Source organism: Candidatus Stygibacter australis (assembly GCA_030765845.1).
GTDB lineage: Bacteria > Cloacimonadota > Cloacimonadia > Cloacimonadales > TCS61 > Stygibacter > Stygibacter australis.
The window spans coordinates 1-19,023 of sequence record JAVCDJ010000214.1 but is presented as its reverse complement, the minus strand read 5'-3'; the positions used below and the strand labels follow the sequence as shown (position 1 = coordinate 19,023).

Sequence of the window (19,023 nt, the reverse complement as noted above, 5' to 3'; positions counted from 1 at the left end):
AATATCACCCAGATAATTTTCAAGAAACTAAGTTCGGAAGTGAAACTATTAATCGAATAATAAAATTCTACCCAGCAAAAATCACTTTTGATAATGTGAATTATCATGTTGATGAATCTATTAGTAAAGAAAAATTTGCTCTTGGGAGAAATCTTGAAAATGTTAATTTTGCTGAAAGGGTAATATATCGATATTTGGGAAACATTGATTTGGAAATCATTAACTCAGATTTAAATAATGTAATACTAGGTGATTTATGCACTCAAATAATAATTAAAAACTCGGTAATTGAAAACCTTGAGATATTTGGAAGAAAAGATAACATCTTGATTTTGGAAGAAAATACTTTGAAAAACCTAACTATAAACCGACCAAATAATTTAATTTTAAAATCAAATAATATAGAGAAAAAATTCAATTTGCAGCCCTCATTAAATGATAGTATTAATAATAATATAACTCTTGAAGACAATGAATTTCAAGAGGGTATCAATTTTGATTGGGATGTTCTTAAGACAATGAATCTCAATGTTTCTGAAGGGCCAAATAAAGCAGAGAGAATGATTTCTATGTACAGTACATTGAAGAAAAGTTTAAGAAGGCGTAACCGCTTGGATGATGTAGATGATTGTCATTATGCATCGCATGATTATTTGAGAAAGAACTACTGGAAAGACTCGGATGCTGGATTTCTTAACAGAATCTTTAAGACCTTGTTTTATTATGTGGATTGGATTTCTACTGGTTACGGTACTCAGCCATTGAGAATATTTCCTTATGCTTTAGTAGTTATTTTTGTTTTTGCTTTTGTTTACTTCTTGAAGCCTGATTATATTTCAAACCTTCATGAGCATATAGAATTTGAAAATATTATAAAAAATAAACTCAGTATACTTACAATGGATGAATTGCGTTTTAAGTTTAAAATAGTGGAAGGAGAGGATGAACAACTGGATAAGATGAAAATGATAGAAAAAATTATATTTGAGTTACCAAGGCTTGAAATAATTAAAGTGGCAAAACTGAAATTCATTAAAAATAAAATTATCCTATTCGGGAATTGTTTCTACTTTTCCTTCTGTACTTTCACTACTATCGGTGTAGGAGATTGGTATCCTCGCAATATTCTATCAAAATGCCTTGTAATGATAGAAGGAGCATTAGGCTGGATAAGTCTCGGTTTATTTATCACATCATATGGTAATCTGCTTTTAAGATAATATAATTTGTAATTGAATCGTTAATTACTGTCTAAAGAACCTGGTTAGGTATTATAAGAAATCTGATCTTTGTTCTCACCGGATATTTTTTTAAATCATGACCTGCCCAGATATCTCTCCTTCTTAGTACTCCCTGTATTTTCTGTTAAGTCTTTTCTCTCCTGACACTAATTTTCATCATGATAATTCCTTTACTAATAGCATTCTCTAGCAAATTTCTGCCTATCAGGAAAAACAACAAAGAACTATATAACAAAATAATGTCAGTATGTGCTAAGTTGTTCCACGAGAAGGTCTGTATATTATTACAATAAAAAAGCAGCAGGATATTTTATCAAAAATATTCTGCTGCTTATATGATTTTGATTTTGATTATTAAGGATTATATACCAGTTCCATATTGACATTTCCAGCTTCGAAAAGATACCAGTCCTGTTGAACGGTATTACCGCTTTCTGCCCATTCTACGAAATGGGTATAAGTATCGGAAATACTGTTTCTTTCAGCGGGCCAAACCCATGGTGCATGTATATTCAAACCCCAGGGCATTCCAGTGGAAGATACGAAATATGTAGGATCACCCATAGTTCCACCAGGATCACTGGCATCATCACCCGTGAAATACCATTCCCCCATACCAGAGAAATCACCGAATTCGGAATGGCGAAAATTCATAAGATGTATTTCATGACTAACGTCCCCGTTCTGGATGATAAAAGGATTATAAGGGAATTCCTGATAAGATTCAGCAAATGTATTCAGGTCAGGATTAGTATTCTGCAAGTGGAACCAGAAAGTGACGTCATTCCGTCGAGGGTTTTCCGGTACTGTATTATATGAACCGCCATAGCCGGTGAGAGCATTTACGCTGGGGAAAACGTGTATCAGTGCTTTTGTCATTTCAGGCTCATATATAGGTTCAATATTATCGCTGCTTTCAGTGATAGATATCGTGTTATCATGTGTAAAGAAAGGAACTTCAATAACAAAGCCGTTATCAAAGCCAGCTCCGGCAGCTTTAAGGTTAAAATAGGCATACCAGTCTGTGAAATGGTCATTTGCATCCAGAATAACCTCATATCGATAATAGATGACGATATCGTTGAAATCATAATCACCGAGATTTGGCCAGAGGTCTTCAAATACAAGGGTACAGGAATCTACACTGACGGGATAATAGTGGGTGGAAACCCGCATGGGATCATTTGGGTAATCATCATTGGGATCACTCACGCCATCGCCATCGCTGTCTGCTGGTAGATCAATGGGCTGTACATCGCTCAGGATAACATGATCTATAGGTTCTATTTCGGCAAAGAAGATAAGATCGTTGAAGTCATTATCACAATAAGGTCTCATCTGGTCTTCAAAACCAATCACAAATAACTGATAATCATCATCATAAAGAAGAATCTGATGCTGGTTGTAAGAAGCATTTTCGGGATTATACTGGGCATTGCTATAGAAACGCTGTTCTGTTTCTGAGACGATTGCATTTGATTGCCAGCCATCTTTAACAATGAACCAGCCGATAGCAGTTCCTGGTTCAAAACTGCCCAGATGGATTTTTGCGCCAGATTCCAGAGCCCCTCCCGAGCCGGGATAAGAGCAATTTGGGAATACCAGCACGTGGTCAAGAGAAGCTGGATTTGCTGGAGGTCCATCTGCCTGGTTATAGGTATAAAATCCCAGAGCAGAGCAATCTTCAGTTCCTTCTGAAACGAAGGTAAGCCAGATATCTGAGTAGCCATCCAGCAGGAGATTATGTTCCACACCATCAGCTATGTATTGGGGGTGAGTATCGTTTAGATCCTGCTGTTCCGGTAAAGAAGTAGAGATACGTGCAGTGAGTTCAGGATCAATAGCTGTGAGTTCAATCTGTTCTGGTAAGCCCTGTGAATTATAATCGATGCCATCCAGATATGAAAAAGAACGTGATGGAGCAGGACCTTGGAAGTTCTTATTAATTCCATAGCAGTGACCAGGTCCCAGCATATATTTTGCTTCACCATTCACAATTGGCAGCTCAAAATTATCCATGAGTCCGCATAAGTAGAGTTTTCTGACATAAGATGGAATTGTGACTATTTTTGTGATCTTGCCGTACCGATCGGTTTTTACATTCATTATTCGGAGGTGCTGATTCTGATTATTTACATAATAGATTTCATAACGAATATGAGAAATGGGTACACCATCCTGATTCCTAAGTGAGACTTCAAAATCAACTTTTTGGTCAGTTGCAAAGTCAAAGTCATCCGGAATGTCATAGGAATTACTAATATCAATATCGGAATCGGTAAGTGAACATGCAGATATGATGATACAGATCACCATTAGCAAAAATAAAAATCTTTTCATGATTTTCTCCCTCATTATTGCTTTTAATAACATATTATTTCTAACATCTCATTGCGTGTCAATACTTCAAAATAATGATAAAAATTGCAAGTAATTTTTTACTAAGTAAGATAATTTTCAGAAAGTTATGCCTGATCTGAGAGAAAATCTAAAGGGAAATTCAATTAATATTAAAGAATAATAAGGCGTTTTCGTATGATTGCTGAGCAATCGTTTTTGGTGTCTGGTAGCGGATCTGGGCGATTTCTTCAATAATGTATCTTAACATGCTGGGATCATTTCTTTTACCGCGATGAGGGTGAGGAGTAAGATATGGACTGTCAGTTTCCACAAAATATTTGTCATCAGGAACCATTCGGATAATGTCAGTAAGCGTGGAATTTTTGTAAGTGATATTCCCGGTAAAGGAAATATGCCAGCCCAGATCAATAATTTGTTGAGCCATGAAATAGCCACCTGCAAAGCAGTGAAAAACAACCTGAGGAGGATTATATTCCTTGAGGATCGATAATATATCTTCATGTGCATCACGATCATGGATGACGATTGGCATTTTGAGTTCCATGGCAAGTTCAAGTTGTTTGCGGAAAGCATCTCTCTGCACATCACGCGGAGAGAGATCACGGAAATAATCAAGTCCGATCTCTCCAATTGCCACAACTTTAGGATGGGCAGCCGCTTTGCGCACCATATCAAGATCAAGTTCTGTAGCGTCATGGGGATGAAAACCGGCAGTGGCATAGATGAAATCATATTTTTCTGCCAGATTTATGGAATCTTTGAGGGTTTTAGCATCGCAGCTTACATTGATCATTCTGGTTACGCCGGCATTCTTACAATTCTCAATTACCTGTTGGCGGTCTTTATCAAATTTGGAATTATCAAGATGCGTGTGAGATTCAAATATCTTCATTTATCTACCCTGTTCATATTGAGGAGCCTGATCCGGGAAGACCACAACCATCGCCAGGACAATAGTGTAATCATCATCAAGGCGATAGCGAATTTCTGCCAGGTCATATTTACCCGTATCACGATCTTCAGCAGCCAGGTAACCCTTAAATTCTATGTATCCGTCAATCAAACGGAAATCAGCAATATTATAATAGATTGTTCTGTCCTGCCAGAATTTACCAAGGATAAAAAGCAGGTCACGATAGGAATCAAGGTCATATACATGACGGTTTGATCCTCTTATAACTAGTGTGGTTTCTGCTATATCTGGCTCCAGAATGAAGCCGGCAAGCTTGCTGGACATAACTCTGTGTGTCATTAGCAACTGAGGAATATAGTGGGCGATAACTTCAATATCATAATTCTCCAGGTCTGAAAGGTCAAATCCTTCAAATCCTGCAACAGTAACTTTTTTATTTTGGATATTGATGTCATCCAGGGCATTTATTACCCAGCCCTCGCTGTTACTGATCCTGAGATATATATTTGACTTAAGATTCCCCGAAAAAGGAGTATGCGAAAGCAAATAATTATCACCTTTTATCAATAGCGAGTGTTCAGAGAATTCAGTTTGCAGGAATTCTGTAATATTGGGAATTTTATTATTCAGCATTTCAGAACCCCAGGAAGTTTCAAGGTTTGATTCCACCCATTTAAGGAGCTTAATTTCATAATCTGTCAGCATTGTATCAGCAGATATCTCAGTTTTAATTTCACTGCTTATTATATCATCAGGTTTGGGAATAGATTCTTTCTGATAAGGCTTTTCCTGCTCTTTTTTAGGTGGATACCAGGTGGCAATATCTTCCTGATGACGGCTGAAATCGGCTGGGAGATTTCCAGCATCAACCGATTTTTCGTAATTCTCAAGCTGTACTCTTGCTGTAGGATACTGATTGAGTTCATCGAAGATAATGATCAATTCGTCACCATTGACCATTTGCAGTATAAGTTGCACCAGATTGTCATTATCAATTACAGGATGAAGCTTATCCAGGGGCAATCTTTGATTGGGATAATGGGCATATAAGCTGTCAAGGGCAAAAGATGATCGTAATCCCTGATAGGTGATTGATATCGGCAGTTTTTCAAGATAATCTTCTGCAAAGATGCGATGACGGCAATTAAGTCTGTAAAGCAGCTCTCCCGCAATGATCAATTCGGTTTCATAATTGCTGAATGGCAGCATTGCCGGCAGGTCTTCACGCTGACTGGTGATTTCCCAGTTATTCCAGATATATATCACTTGAGCTTCACCCGTTTTGCTGAACTTAATATTGCGTCTCACATATTCGGCAGTAATTTTTGCTGGCAGATCAATTTCAGTAGCTTCTCTTGCCAGCCAGCTTCGATAGAGCCGATATTGATATTCAGAGGCAAAATCCCGTCTCTGCGGAGCAAAGCCATAAGCCGTTGCACTCAGGCAAATCAGCACCAAGATTAACAAAATATTTTTCATTTTATTTGACATATAAACACTCACTGTTTTTTGAGGACGTGTTTATAGTAGTGGAGTTTTTGGTCAAATTATAAAAAAGTATAGGAGAAAGATATAATGAAAGCAGAACGCGATCGTAAGCGTATAAGAGAGTTTTTTGAATTGATTGGCAATCCCTATTCCCTTAGAAAGTTTTCAAATCCGGTACTGGTATATGATATTTATAATGATGACGTGCGTTATTCAGTGTGGGAAGAAGATATGCTTGATAGGTTCGGATTGGAAAATGTGGATGGCTGGGATAAGAAGGAAAATTCATTATTCTGCCCTGACTGGATGCTTGATGACGAATATGAAGAAGATGATGATGACGATGATGAAGATTATGAAGAAGAGGAGTGCGAGAACTGATTTTTTTGCTTATGTTTTAGATCTTTGCCTGCTTGATAATGCTGAAATAATATACCCGCTGTAATTAGTATTAAACCCGCAACGGAAGTCCATGCTATGGATTCTTTGAGAGTTATTTTAATAAAAATAAATGAGAGGAAGGGAGACAGAAAGATCAGATTTGAGATACTCACTGTTTTCTCTGTAAGTTCCATTGCTTTTAACCAGAACACGAATGTGAGTCCCATTTCAAACAGCCCCGGATAGAGTGTTGATAATAATCCCATTTTACTGAATACTGGCAGATCGCGGGTAATAAGACAGTAGCAGAATATTAATATACTCCCGGTAATAAAATTAGCGATAAGCTTGATGAGCGGATCAAGCTTGATACCTGCATTATAGATCCAGTAAAATGCCCAGACTATTGAGGATATCAGTGCTAGAAAAACTCCTGTGTGATTTATTTCACCCAGCCTGCCACCTCCGGACGAGATCACTGCCACACCGCTATAACATACTATCAAAGCTATAATATCAAAATATCGCAATTTCTGCTTCTGGATGACAATGGAAAGTAAAGCGATCATAATTGCCCAGGTATAATTCAATGGTTGAGCAATTTGAGCTGGAAGCAGGTTGTATGCCTGCAGTAGTATCAGGTAATAAAGCATGGGATTTAAAATCCCTAAAAGACAGGCTTTAACTAATAACCGTTTTGGGGATTTCCAAAGCAGGGATAATTTCCCCTGCCAGACAGCTACTATAATGAGTGCTGCCAGTGAAAATAGACTTGCCAGCAGCAGCATGGCAGCAGGTGAATTATATTTTAAAGCGATTTTAAAGGCTGTAGCTACAGTTGACCAGAAAAATACAGCTATTAATCCGTAAATATATGCCTGCTTTTGGTTATTCACCCTTCACACCTTTGACTATCTTAGGCATTACTTCTCCTGCCGGTTGTCTGATCACTATATTAGATACTCCATTCTGATAAGCAGAATATCCTGGATTGATCTCGATTATAAATGCACCCTGCTGCCTGGCAATATATGGTATCATACTGGCTGGCATCACTTCTCCTGTTGTGCCGATCACCAGCATCACGTCAGTTACTTCACTCTCTCTAAATGCCCGATCCCGTGCCAGGGCAGGTATTGCCTCCCCAAAGAAGATAAAATCAGGTTTCAATAGTTTTCCGCAGGCAGGACACAGAGGTGGAGTGTTAGATAATTTAAGCTCCGATAGTTTATATTTCGTTGAGCAGCTTGTGCAAACAAAGAAATGAGAATTTCCATGAAATTCGATTACATTAGTGCTGCCTGCCTCTTGTTGCAGGTTATCAATATTTTGAGTAATTACTGATTTTAAATAGCCAATTTTTTCCAGTTCTGCCAAAGCATAATGAGCCGGATTGGGTTTTGCCTGTCCAAAGAAGTCATAAAATATCTCTTTAATGAGTTTCCAGGTGCGTTCAGGATGATATAGATATGTATCCAGATCAAGGCAATCAGGATCATATCGGTTCCATAATCCGCCTTCTCCCCGAAAGGGTGGTATCCCACTTTCCACTGATATTCCTGCCCCGCAGAATGCTGTCAAAAACCGGGATTCTTTGATAATTTCAATTGCTTTTTCTATTCTAGGCATTATTCTTCCTCCCGGAAAGTAGCAAAATTATCCCTGGAATCGCTTTGTAATATTGCTTCTGATATTATTTTATTCTGCCGGGTTCTTGACCTTCTTTGATTATTGTAAATCCTCCAGCAGAACTGCCAGAAATTCCCAGGTTCGCTCAAAAGATGGCAGATTAAGGCGTTCACAAGGTGAATGAGCATTTTCTATGGAAGGTCCAAAAGAGATCATTTCCATGCCGGGATATTTTTCACCGATCAATCCGCATTCCAATCCGGCATGAATTATCAATACTCCCGGTTCATGCTTGAAAAGATTACTATAGCTTATCACACACTTTTTCAGTAACTCAGAATCTGTATTTGGTTCCCAGGCAGGATAGCCTTCACTTACATGAACCTTGGCACCTGCTAATTCTGCTGTAGCAAGGATTCTTGCACCAAGTGCTTCCACTCTGCTGCCAACTGAGCTCCTGATACTTGTTAAAATGCGCAAATTACTGCTTTCAATCTCAATAACTGCCATATTGCATGAGGTTTCAACCAGACCAGGAATGTTATAACTCATGGCAGCTACCCCATGAGGTAACGCCAATAGCAGATCTATCGCTTTCAAAGTGCTCTCTTCTGTTAATATCTCATCTAATGGTGTAACTATCCCACTGGTTAGCTCAATAGCTGGATCCACTTCTGCATACTCACGTAAAAATGTTTCTTTTATCACGGATAGTTTTTCTTCTATCTTTTCCTGATCTTCAGGATATATACAGATAGTGCATTCTGCATTTCGAGATATTGCATTATGAGAACTGCCACCAGAGATGCCGGCTATATTGAAGCTGAATTCTTCCTGCAGAATATAGAGGGCTCTGGATAATAATTTCAATGCTGATGCCCGATTCTTATTGATATCCACTCCCGAATGTCCACCCAGAAGTCCCGAAATAGTAAGATGCAAAAAAGTACTGCCATCATAAGCCGGTTCATATTCCAAAGGTAATCGGATAATAATATGCTTACCCCCGGCACATCCAATCGTAAATTTTCCTTCTCCTTCCGAATCTAAGTTGATGAGTATCTTACCTTCCAGAAATTCTGGCTGCAGTTCCTTAGCACCCTTTAATCCGGTTTCTTCATCTACAGTGAATAATATTTCCAACGGTGGATGGGGTTTGTTTTCTTCCACGAGCATAAGTGCAAGGGCAATTGCCACCCCATTATCAGCTCCCAGGGTAGTATTATCTGCCCGTAGCCAGTCTCCATCTACTATCGGAATAATGGGATCAGTGCAGAAATTATGATCACTTTCAGGATTCTTCTCACATACCATATCCATATGTCCCTGCAATATCACGGTTTTGCTTTGCTCGTAGCCGGATGTACCAGGAACTAATATTACAATATTTCCCGCTTCGTCACGCTTGAATTTCAATTTATTTGTTTTTGCCCAGCCCACAAGCCAGTCGCCGATTGCTTCTTCATGCTTGGAACATCGAGGTATCGCTACTATCTCATTAAAAATGGATAAAAATTTCCCTGTTATATTTCCCATACAATCTCACTTTCTCACCAAGATTTCACCATTTACCTAAAAATACTGATTACATACTTTATGTCAAAGGAAATGTTATAATAAAAAAAATAAGTGACGCAGATTAATCTGCGTCACTTCATTTGCTTCGGCTTCTTTCTAATGAAGCCTGTGATAACCGGTCGGGCTATCTTCTGTTTTCTAATGAGTCTGCCAATTGGGGTTTATTGATTGAAAAGCACCCCTAAGTCATAATGTTCAGGCAGGCTGTAATTATAATATAACCCATACTTAATAGATGCAAACTTTTTTTTTAATTTTTGTGATTTTTTTTTCGCTCTCAGCATAAAACATCTGAATTTCACATCGCTTAGTTAAATTCCCTATATTAAAAAAATCAATTTCTTTATTAAGATACTGCCTGCTCTCCTTGAGCAAATACCTGCTTAATTTTCACTCTCTTAAGATAATTTTTGATGAATAAATTTATATTTTCAGCTTTCTAAGTGTAGAACAGACAGAACAAAAAAGCACAATATAACAAAAAAATGTCACTATGTGCTTTGTTATTCCTCCAATAGCTTACTTATTCATATCTAAGATTGCTAAAATATTATAATTAATAGAGATAATATAAAGATTATTAACTATAGTTATATATTAGAACAAAAATAGTGTATTATTTTCAGAAAACAGCCTGGGATGGGTAGGAGGTATGTAATAAAATCAGACAGTTAATTTTCAGAATAAAAAGAGAGGATAAAATGACTCATAGTAAATTATTCTTGACACAATGACAAGCATTGTCGAGCCTTGGTTTTGTTGTAACCAGAGCATCCCTGCTCTGGGTGAGGGCAAAGAAAGCAAGACCAGGATGGTCTTGATACAACGGGTATTTTTGCTCTAGGTTATGCTGGATTAGAGTTTATTTATCAGAGTAAACAAAGTTTATGTAAAGAGCCAGAAATTTAATAATTTTATAACAGAGGGTGATATGAAGCAGATTATTATTTCATTTCTTTTATTAATAACTTTTGGAATAGGGGCAGTGACTATTAATGTGCCGCAAGATTATGAGACTATTCAGGAAGGGATTGGTGCATCCTCAGATGGTGATACCGTTCTGGTGACACCGGGGACTTATCTGGAGAATATCAATTTCAATGGCAAAGCAATAACCGTAGGCTCTTGGTTCATCACAACTCAGGATACCAGTTACATTTCTCAGACGGTGATAGACGGTGGAGGAATTGACAGTGTAGTTAAATTTGTAAATGAAGAAGATTCTTTATCAGTTCTGACGGGTTTTACAATAAGAAATGGGTTTGCTGCTTATTTAGGCGGTGGGGTATCATGTAACAGTAGTAGTCCCTGCCTTAATATGTTGAAAATCGAGAATAATCAAGCTGATGAGGGAGGTGGTGTAGGTTGCCTTGCTGAGGGTAACCCACAGATGCATGGTCTATTAATTTCAGATAACATTTCATACCATGCTGGTGGTGGAATTTATATAGGGTATAGTTGTTCGGCGATAATAAATAATACAAAAACCATAAGAAATACAGCTCAAGTAGGAGGTGGAGTTTATATTTATAGTTTCAGTGGTACAACTTATCTGGATAGTGTAGAAATAAGAGATAATGAGACGATTAATGGAGGAGGTATAAAAGTTTCACATTCTACTGCAGTAATAAATAATTCAATAATAATTGGAAATTGTGCATCTTATAAGGGCGGGGGGATATATCTTGAAAGTGCAAATACGCAAATATTAAATACAATTATCAGAAATAATATTTCAGACTTAGGGGGTGGTATTGCATCTAATTACAGTGATTTGGATTTAGCAAATGTCGATATTAGATATAATGAAGCAACTTATAATGGTGGGGGTATTTATCTTGAAAGTGCAAATACTCAGATACTAAATACGATTATCAGAAATAATAGTTCAGACTTAGGGGGTGGTATTGCATCTGATTTCGGTGATTTGGATTTAACAGAAGTGGATATTAAGTTTAATGATGCATCTTCATATGGTGGTGGTATATATAGTGAAAACACACAAATATTGATGAGCGGATTATCTATTTCAGGAAATAGTGCCCTGTCAGGAGGGGGAATTTATTGTTCAGAGGATGAACTCATTTTTAGCAACGAAAGTAGATGCAGTATTTATCTAAATAACTGTGGTAGAAGAATCGGGGCAGATATGTACTTAGATTGTGAGTCCCTTTATACAGTAGTTCTGGATACATTTACTGTAATAGCTCCTACCGACTATCACGTTTTTTCATATAATCCCTTAGAATATAGTATTGAGCACGTAATGCAGGAACAGATTAGTGCTGACTTATTTGTCTCTCCTTTTGGAGATAACGCAAATGATGGATTGAGTATTGCATCTCCATTACTGACTATTCATTATGCTTGTTCTACTATTCTGGCAGACGCAGGAAATCCCAGAACTATCAACCTGATGCAAGGAATATATTCTTCTACAACTAATAATGAGTATTTTCCTGTGCAATTACCATTATATGTATCATTAACAGGTATTGAAAGAGATGGTGTAATACTTGATGCTGAGGGGGAATCAGGAGTGATTAGAATTAACTTTCAACCATATCAGCAACCATATCAGGAGATTTCTAATATGACTATCAGGAATGGTAATGCGGAAAAAGGTGGAGGAATTTCCAGTTATTATTCCAATTTTAAATTAAAAAATGTCGCTTTGCTCAATAACTCAGCATCGTGGGGAGGTGGCATATATAGCTTGTTTGGGAGCTTCAGATTAGAAAATGTAACTATAGCAAATTGTTCTGCAGAAGTAGGAGGGGGCATCTATAAAAATGTTTCTACTGAAGAAGCTTATATAATTAATAGCCTGCTTTGGAATAACGGAATTGAAGGAATCTCCCTTGGGCATATCCATGAAGGATTCAATATAATTTATTCAGATATTGAGGGGGGATTGGGAGGAATAACTAATTCAAATTATGTAAACTGGCTTGAAGGTAATATAAATGAAGACCCGTTATTTTTTGATCCGGCCAATGGTAGCTATCTTCTGGGAGAAGATTCGCCCTGTATTGATGCCGGAACAGCATATTATGAATATGAAGGAGAAGTATTAATAGATTTAAGTGAAGATGAATATTATGGCACAGCACCGGATATGGGAGCTTTTGAGTATGGACTTGTGGAGGCTGACGAATTCATAACTCAAAATTCAAAACTCAAAATTCAAAATTACCCTAATCCCTTTAATCCAGAAACTCAGATAACCTTTAATTTACCGGAAGCAGAGCATGTGAATCTCTCAGTGTATAATCTAAAAGGTCAATTAGTGAAGCTTCTGGCAGATGAAGTATTGCCGACAGGTAATAACAGCCTGATCTGGGATGGCAAAAATGAAACCAGCAGAAAAGTGAGTTCAGGTATATATCTACTCAGGTTAAAGAGTAATAATGAAACAACGACAAAAAAGATTATGCTGATTAAATAACGTGCGTGAGTATTGAGTTAAGACGGTATTTCCGGATTGACTTAAGACTGGGTGGTAGTTTGGATAGTAGCCAGGTTTTATCTGTCCACCCTCAAGTCCCCGACGAATCGGGGCAGGCATTTTCGATGAGTACATCGTCTTAACGTAAAGCTCATTTTGGAGGTATTATGAAGCAGGTTATTATTTTATTTTTTTTATTAATAACTTTCGGAATAAAGGCAGTGACTATTAATGTACCAGAAGATTATGAGACGATCCAAAGTGCAATTGACGTAGCAGTTGATGGAGATAGCGTTCTGGTGGCAACGGGAATTTATGTGGAGAATATCAATTTCAATGGGAAAGGAATTACCGTAGGTTCGTGGTTTTGCACTACACAGGACACCAGTTATATTTCGCAGACTATTATTAATCGCGATATTTCAGTCAGTATAGCGGTATTTGAAAATGGTGAAGATTCAAGTTCAGTATTATCTGGATTTACGTTAACTGATGGCTGGGCTGTGAATGGTGGTGCAATTTATTGCACATCATCCAGTCCATCATTAGAGCATTTAATCATTGAATACAATATGGCATATTATGGTGGTGGGGTAAGTTTTTGTGATAATTCAAATCCAATACTTGAAAGCGTAATTATCAGAAATAACCAGGCAAATTACGATGCAGGAGGCATGGAATGTGACAATTCATCTCCAATATTATTAGATGTAGAAATAAAAGATAATTCATCAAGAGCTGGAGGAGGGATATACTGTATAAATAATTCGTGTCCCGAACTGGATAAGTCAATAATAAGCAATAATTCTGCTATTAGCGATGGCGGAGGAATTTATTGTGAAAATTCTGATCCGGTAATTCAGGAAACAACAATCGCAGGTAATTGTTCTGATTCCAATGGGGGTGGGATCTACTGCATGAATTCCAATCCGGAATTATCGCATTTATCAATCAGGGATAATACTGCTGATGCCGGGGGAGGAATTGCTCTATATGGATATACCACGCCATTTTTAGAGAGTCTTGTGGTTGAGAATAACAGTGCTGAATCCAGAGGTGGCGGGGTTTATATTGAACTATCTGATTGTACTCTGGATAATGTAGAGATGGTCAATAATACCTCAGCAGATGGAGGAGGACTTTGCATATACTATTCTTCACCTGATCTGGTAAATATATTAATTGCAGGTAATTCTGCAGAAATCGGCGGGGGAATAAGTTTTCATGGTTCATCTTCCATACTGGAGAATGTTAAAATATTAAATAACAGTGCGATTGAAGATGGGGGAGGGATATCTTCTCGTTCATATTCTTATCCTGAATTTGAGAATGTGACTATTGCCCTTAATTCAGCAAATAGAGGAGGAGGATTATATCTTGGTGGGTCGGTTCCGTTATTTAATAATGAAAATCTCTGCAATATTTATCTTAATAACATTGATAAATCGGGATATGGGAGTGATATCTATTCGTCAGGACCTTTAGATGTCATAGTAGATACATTCACAGTTATCAATCCAACAGCGATACATGCTTATCCATTTTATAATTCTAATTTTGATATCCAGCATAGTAAACTGAACCAGGTCAGTACTGATCTTTATATTTCACCTGAAGGCGATAACTTAAATAGTGGATTGAGTGTGGAATATCCCTTGAAAACAATCAGATATGCCAGCCTGATCATTCTGGGGGATAGTCTGAATCCAGTAACAATGCACCTTGCAGAAGGTGTTTATAGTAATACTTCTAATGCTGAAAGTTTTCCGGTATGTCTCACCAGTTATGTTTCCCTATCCGGTTTACAGACAGATATTGTAATCTTAAATGCCGAAAATACTGCCGGGGTGATAAATTGTAATGTAACTGAAAATGTGACGATATCTGATCTAACTATTACAGGGGGATTGAACTGGCGAGGTGGAGGAGTGATTTGTGCGGGAGGAAGTATAAATTTTATTAATATTACTATTAGTGATAATACAGCAGAAAATATGGGTGGTGGTATCTATTCGGTTGGCAGCAGTATTTCTATGAATAATATATTGCTGCAGAATAATTATGCGGGTCTATATGGTGGAGGGATAGATGGAAACAACACTAATTTTTCGGGTAGTAATATTATTATTGAGAATAATACTGCTGTAGATGAAGGAGGGGGGATCAAGTTAAATGAATGCAGCGTCATTCTGGATAGTTTTTTAGTGCAGAATAATTATGCTGGTCAGAATGGCGGAGGCATATATGGTAGTGATTCAATACTTAATGGGGATAATATTAAAATTAGAAACAACACAGCAGAAGCTGATGGAGGTGGACTCTATTGGAGAAGTGCTGATAATTCTCTGGATTATATGGAAATATCAGGTAATACAGCTAATAAAGGTGGAGGAATTTATCAACGGTATGATGATTCAAGGTTGAATAATATTTTATTAGCTGACAATATTGCCAGCGAACATGGAGGAGCAATATATTGCAGCGCATCAAGCGTGATCATGAAGAATATGACCATTACAGATAATACAGCAGAATCTCCTGGAGGTGGAATATGCTGTGAAAATTCTGGTCTGATCATCATTAACAGCATTTTGTGGAATAATAGTTCAGAAGAAATATATATGCATTGGAATTATCAGGAGTATAATTCAGTAACAATTTGCTTTAGCGATATTGATGGCAATCAGGAAGCTATTGTGATTGAAGATGGGATATTAGAGTGGCTGGAAGGAAATATTTGTTTTTATCCTTCATATGTGGATGCCGGTGATTATCACCTGAATGAAGATTCCCCCTGTATCGACGCTGGTATAGCTTATTACGAGTATGAAGGAGAAGTATTAATAGATTTGAGTGAAGATGAATACTGGGGCTCAGCACCTGATATGGGAGCTTATGAGTATGGGTTGGTAGAAATAGAAGAAGAGACTATAATTGAAAATGAAAAATTGAAAATGGAAAATTATCCTAATCCCTTTAATCCAGAAACACAGATAATCTTTAATCTAACGGAAGCTGAGCATGTAAATCTATCAGTCTATAATCTAAAGGGGCAGCTTGTTAAGGTTCTGGCTGATGAAGTATTGCCGGCAGGCAATAACAGCCTAATTTGGAATGGTAAAAATGAATTCGATAGAAAAGTGAGTTCAGGTATATATTTACTTAGATTAAAGAGTAGCTATGAAATAGCAACTAAAAAGATTATGCTGATCAAGTAACCCGCAGCTTCTCATTAACTGGGTTCACTGCGTTAACTTCGTTCACAGAAAATTTACAAAATCCCCGGTTAATTAAATGGATTTGGATAGTTCTGCCGGAGTCCAAAACCTGTTGGTACTTCATTATCATCACCGCCTCGCTCAATAATTACTGGCTGACTGGGAATCTCAGAAATATCAGCTCCCACATCCGCAGTTTGAGGATTTTCCCAAACTAAATTGTATTGGTTATGACTGGAACTACCCATTGCAACTGTAAATATCAAGTATTCCTCAGTTTCTGGATCCGTGAGTTTGATATTAATACTGTCAGATAGAGTAAAAGTACCATTGTAACAACCATCTTCATCGTATAGTGGCTGTTCACCCGGGTTAAATAAATGAGGGAATGCCAGTTGGTTAGCTAGTACGAAAACTCCCTCTTCATCAGTGCTGCCAACAATACTCAAATCGTTATATACCAGTAACTCCATGCACATATATTTGCTTTCATTATATAGCTCTTCAGCATTTGCAGTGTTAGTAGCGGTCATTTCATATCTGAAAATATTAGTGCCGCCTATATTAGCCGGCTCAGCATCATTATTAACACCATCCCAAACAAATTGATGTTCACCAGCAAAAAAATTATCATCTATCAATGTGCGGACAAGTTCATTTTGCAGGTTAAGTATCTCCAGCTTGATATGGCTTGTTTCATCTACTATAAAGGAAATTACTGTCTGGGGTCTACCATTACCTTGTCCTTCAAAAAAAGTATTATTGATGCTTACCATGAGCCCCTGCACAGGATTATCTGCACTATCAACTACCTTGAGACTGAATAATTCCCCACTCTCACTGGATTCATCACTGCAACTCAGCAGCAGCAAAGCTAAGATCACTAAGATAAATAATTTTTTCACTTTCTTTCCCTTATTTTTAATATCTATTAAAATTTAATGACGTAAACAATTTGCTAATAAGTGAAATAATTGTCAATAATTAAATAGGGTGTTCAATTCCCCTCAGCCAAGCCCTTGCGAATGGCTTGTCGAGCCGGCGCTTCGCATAGGCTGATGCCTCCGCAATGGTCGCTCAGAGGGCAAAGAATTTAAAAAATCAAATTAACCCATTTATCAAGGTAATTTATACACCAGTTTACATATTATATTACTCTTTTGAAATGCCATCACACATAAATCAACCGTTACAATTTAATGATTAACACCCCATATCACGATAATCTATGCCTAAATAACTGAAATGTCATTAATTATCTTTATTAATTGTCCATATTTTATCCCCAGTACTCTCCCTGTGGGTTCCCTGTGGGTTACAACCATATCACTCCCCAATTTCGCTAAAAGATTCTCAAAATCCAATATTATATATTGTTACAACGTTTCTACAGAGAATACAGATAGTTGAGCGAAGTATTATGTTGTTATCAGCTTTTTTTACTATACACCGTTTAGGCTTTCAAGTCTTTTGTCACGAGTTTCGAATCACGGCGAAGAGATTTTTTTAGCCACGGATTACACAGATTTACACGGATATGATAAGGGGAAACGATGTTAAAGAATTATTTTAAAATAGCGATGAGAAGCCTTTGGCGGCATAAAGGTTATTCTCTGATCAATCTGATCGGGTTAACGGTATCATTGACTACCTGTTTATTGATATTTCTTTATGTTCAGGATGAAATGAGTTTTGATGATCACTGGCAGGATTCAGAGCGAATATATCGTTTGGAAAACCGCTGGACTGGTCCTACATGGGATTATCACTGGGCAGCGACACCTGGTATTTTTATCTTCAAGATAGCAGACCATTATCCGGAGGTTGAATCATATGTAAAAATATGTCCAGCAGAAGGAGTTTTTGTAGTTAACGATGAATCCTTCTCCGAAAAAAGCGGTTTGTATGCGGATTCGCTGTTCTTTGATGTTTTTGATTTTGAATTTATATATGGAAATAAAGAAACCGCTTTTAATGATCTTTATTCGATTGTACTCACCGAAAGTCTGGCGAGAAAGTATTTTGGAGATGAAAACCCCTTGAATAAAGGATTGCAGTATTTGAATTGGGAGCAATTCACAATATCGGCAGTGATTAAGGATGTTCCTGTTAATTCGCATTTCCATTTCAACTTTCTGATAAATATGGATCTATTGAGAACTCTCTGGGACGGGACTGATGAAGATAGAGCTCAATGTTTTTATTCTTATATAAAAACAACCGATGAAGCTGCGACTGAGGTTTTGCGGGAGAAAGTAAAAAAAGATTCTTATGAAATATTTGATGTACCTGAAGAGCATCAGACACCGGATCGAACCAGTGAAACTATTATCCAGCCTATTGGGGATATACATCTGAATGGACATGCGGAAAAGGAAATAGAAGCAAACGGGAACATTCAGGATATTTATATATTTATTTCAGTAGCGATATTTCTCCTGGTGATCGCCTGCATAAATTATATGAACCTGGCAACTGCCAAAGCAGTAAGAAGAGGTCGTGAGATAGGCATCAGAAAAGTAGCAGGTGCTCAGCGAATACAGATCATTGGGCAGTTTCTGGGTGAATCATTTATGATGACCCTTTTGGCACTGCTCCTTTCTGTGGGCATCGCATATTTGCTGTTGCCTTATTTCAATGTTTTTTCAGGGAAAGCTTTGAGCATGGGCATTTTCAGTAATCTGCTATTGCTAAAACTCCTGTTAGGGTTATTATTGATCGGTACTTTGCTTTCTGGAATGTATCCCGCCTTTGTTATGGCAGGTT

The 19,023-nt window shown here is 37.4% G+C and carries 12 protein-coding genes; 5 read left to right on the top strand and 7 right to left on the bottom strand.

Annotation, left to right across the window (positions count from 1 at the left end):
* On the top strand, positions 1-1,220 hold a 1,220-nt coding region (locus RAO94_11180), incomplete at its 5' end, for a potassium channel family protein (protein ID MDP8322903.1).
* A gap of 375 nt (positions 1,221-1,595) precedes the next feature.
* On the opposite strand, the gene RAO94_11175 is transcribed toward RAO94_11180, so the two are convergent.
* From RAO94_11175 to RAO94_11165, 3 genes are all read right to left on the bottom strand, one after another.
* A complete protein-coding gene (locus RAO94_11175; protein MDP8322902.1) occupies positions 1,596-3,581 on the bottom strand; it encodes an LruC domain-containing protein in 1,986 nt (661 codons plus the stop codon).
* A 160-nt stretch (positions 3,582-3,741) separates the two neighbouring features.
* Positions 3,742-4,494, bottom strand: a complete 753-nt coding sequence (locus RAO94_11170; GenBank protein MDP8322901.1) for a TatD family hydrolase — start codon at positions 4,492-4,494, stop codon at positions 3,742-3,744.
* Positions 4,495-5,970, bottom strand: a complete 1,476-nt coding sequence (locus tag RAO94_11165; GenBank protein ID MDP8322900.1) for a hypothetical protein — start codon at positions 5,968-5,970, stop codon at positions 4,495-4,497. It lies immediately after the preceding gene.
* A 120-nt stretch (positions 5,971-6,090) separates the two neighbouring features.
* Between RAO94_11165 and RAO94_11160 the strand changes: the two genes are divergently transcribed.
* A complete protein-coding gene (locus RAO94_11160) occupies positions 6,091-6,384 on the top strand; it encodes a hypothetical protein (GenBank protein MDP8322899.1) in 294 nt (97 codons plus the stop codon).
* Here RAO94_11160 and RAO94_11155 read toward each other — a convergent pair.
* The 3 genes from RAO94_11155 to RAO94_11145 all read right to left on the bottom strand — a co-directional run bounded on the left by RAO94_11155 (position 6,357) and on the right by RAO94_11145 (position 9,549).
* The gene (locus RAO94_11155; protein MDP8322898.1) at positions 6,357-7,280 is read right to left on the bottom strand and encodes a DMT family transporter; all 924 of its coding nucleotides are present in this window, start codon (positions 7,278-7,280) and stop codon (positions 6,357-6,359) included. The genes RAO94_11160 and RAO94_11155 overlap by 28 nt on opposite strands.
* The gene (locus RAO94_11150) at positions 7,273-8,013 is read right to left on the bottom strand and encodes an NAD-dependent deacylase (GenBank protein ID MDP8322897.1); all 741 of its coding nucleotides are present in this window, start codon (positions 8,011-8,013) and stop codon (positions 7,273-7,275) included. The genes RAO94_11155 and RAO94_11150 overlap by 8 nt, the downstream gene beginning before the upstream one ends.
* A gap of 99 nt (positions 8,014-8,112) precedes the next feature.
* On the bottom strand, positions 8,113-9,549 hold the full coding sequence (locus RAO94_11145) for an aminoacyl-histidine dipeptidase (protein MDP8322896.1): 1,437 nt from the start codon (positions 9,547-9,549) through the stop codon (positions 8,113-8,115).
* Positions 9,550-10,522: 973 nt separating this feature from the next.
* Here RAO94_11145 and RAO94_11140 point away from each other — a divergent pair.
* Both RAO94_11140 and RAO94_11135 read left to right on the top strand, forming a co-directional pair.
* Positions 10,523-13,039, top strand: a complete 2,517-nt coding sequence (locus RAO94_11140; protein MDP8322895.1) for a T9SS type A sorting domain-containing protein — start codon at positions 10,523-10,525, stop codon at positions 13,037-13,039.
* A 167-nt stretch (positions 13,040-13,206) separates the two neighbouring features.
* A complete protein-coding gene (locus RAO94_11135; protein ID MDP8322894.1) occupies positions 13,207-16,257 on the top strand; it encodes a T9SS type A sorting domain-containing protein in 3,051 nt (1,016 codons plus the stop codon).
* A 68-nt stretch (positions 16,258-16,325) separates the two neighbouring features.
* On the opposite strand, the gene RAO94_11130 is transcribed toward RAO94_11135, so the two are convergent.
* Positions 16,326-17,162, bottom strand: coding sequence for a hypothetical protein (locus tag RAO94_11130; GenBank protein ID MDP8322893.1), 837 nt, complete (start codon positions 17,160-17,162; stop codon positions 16,326-16,328).
* A 648-nt stretch (positions 17,163-17,810) separates the two neighbouring features.
* Between RAO94_11130 and RAO94_11125 the strand changes: the two genes are divergently transcribed.
* A partial coding sequence (locus tag RAO94_11125; GenBank protein ID MDP8322892.1) for an ABC transporter permease occupies positions 17,811-19,023 on the top strand: 1,213 nt, incomplete at its 3' end.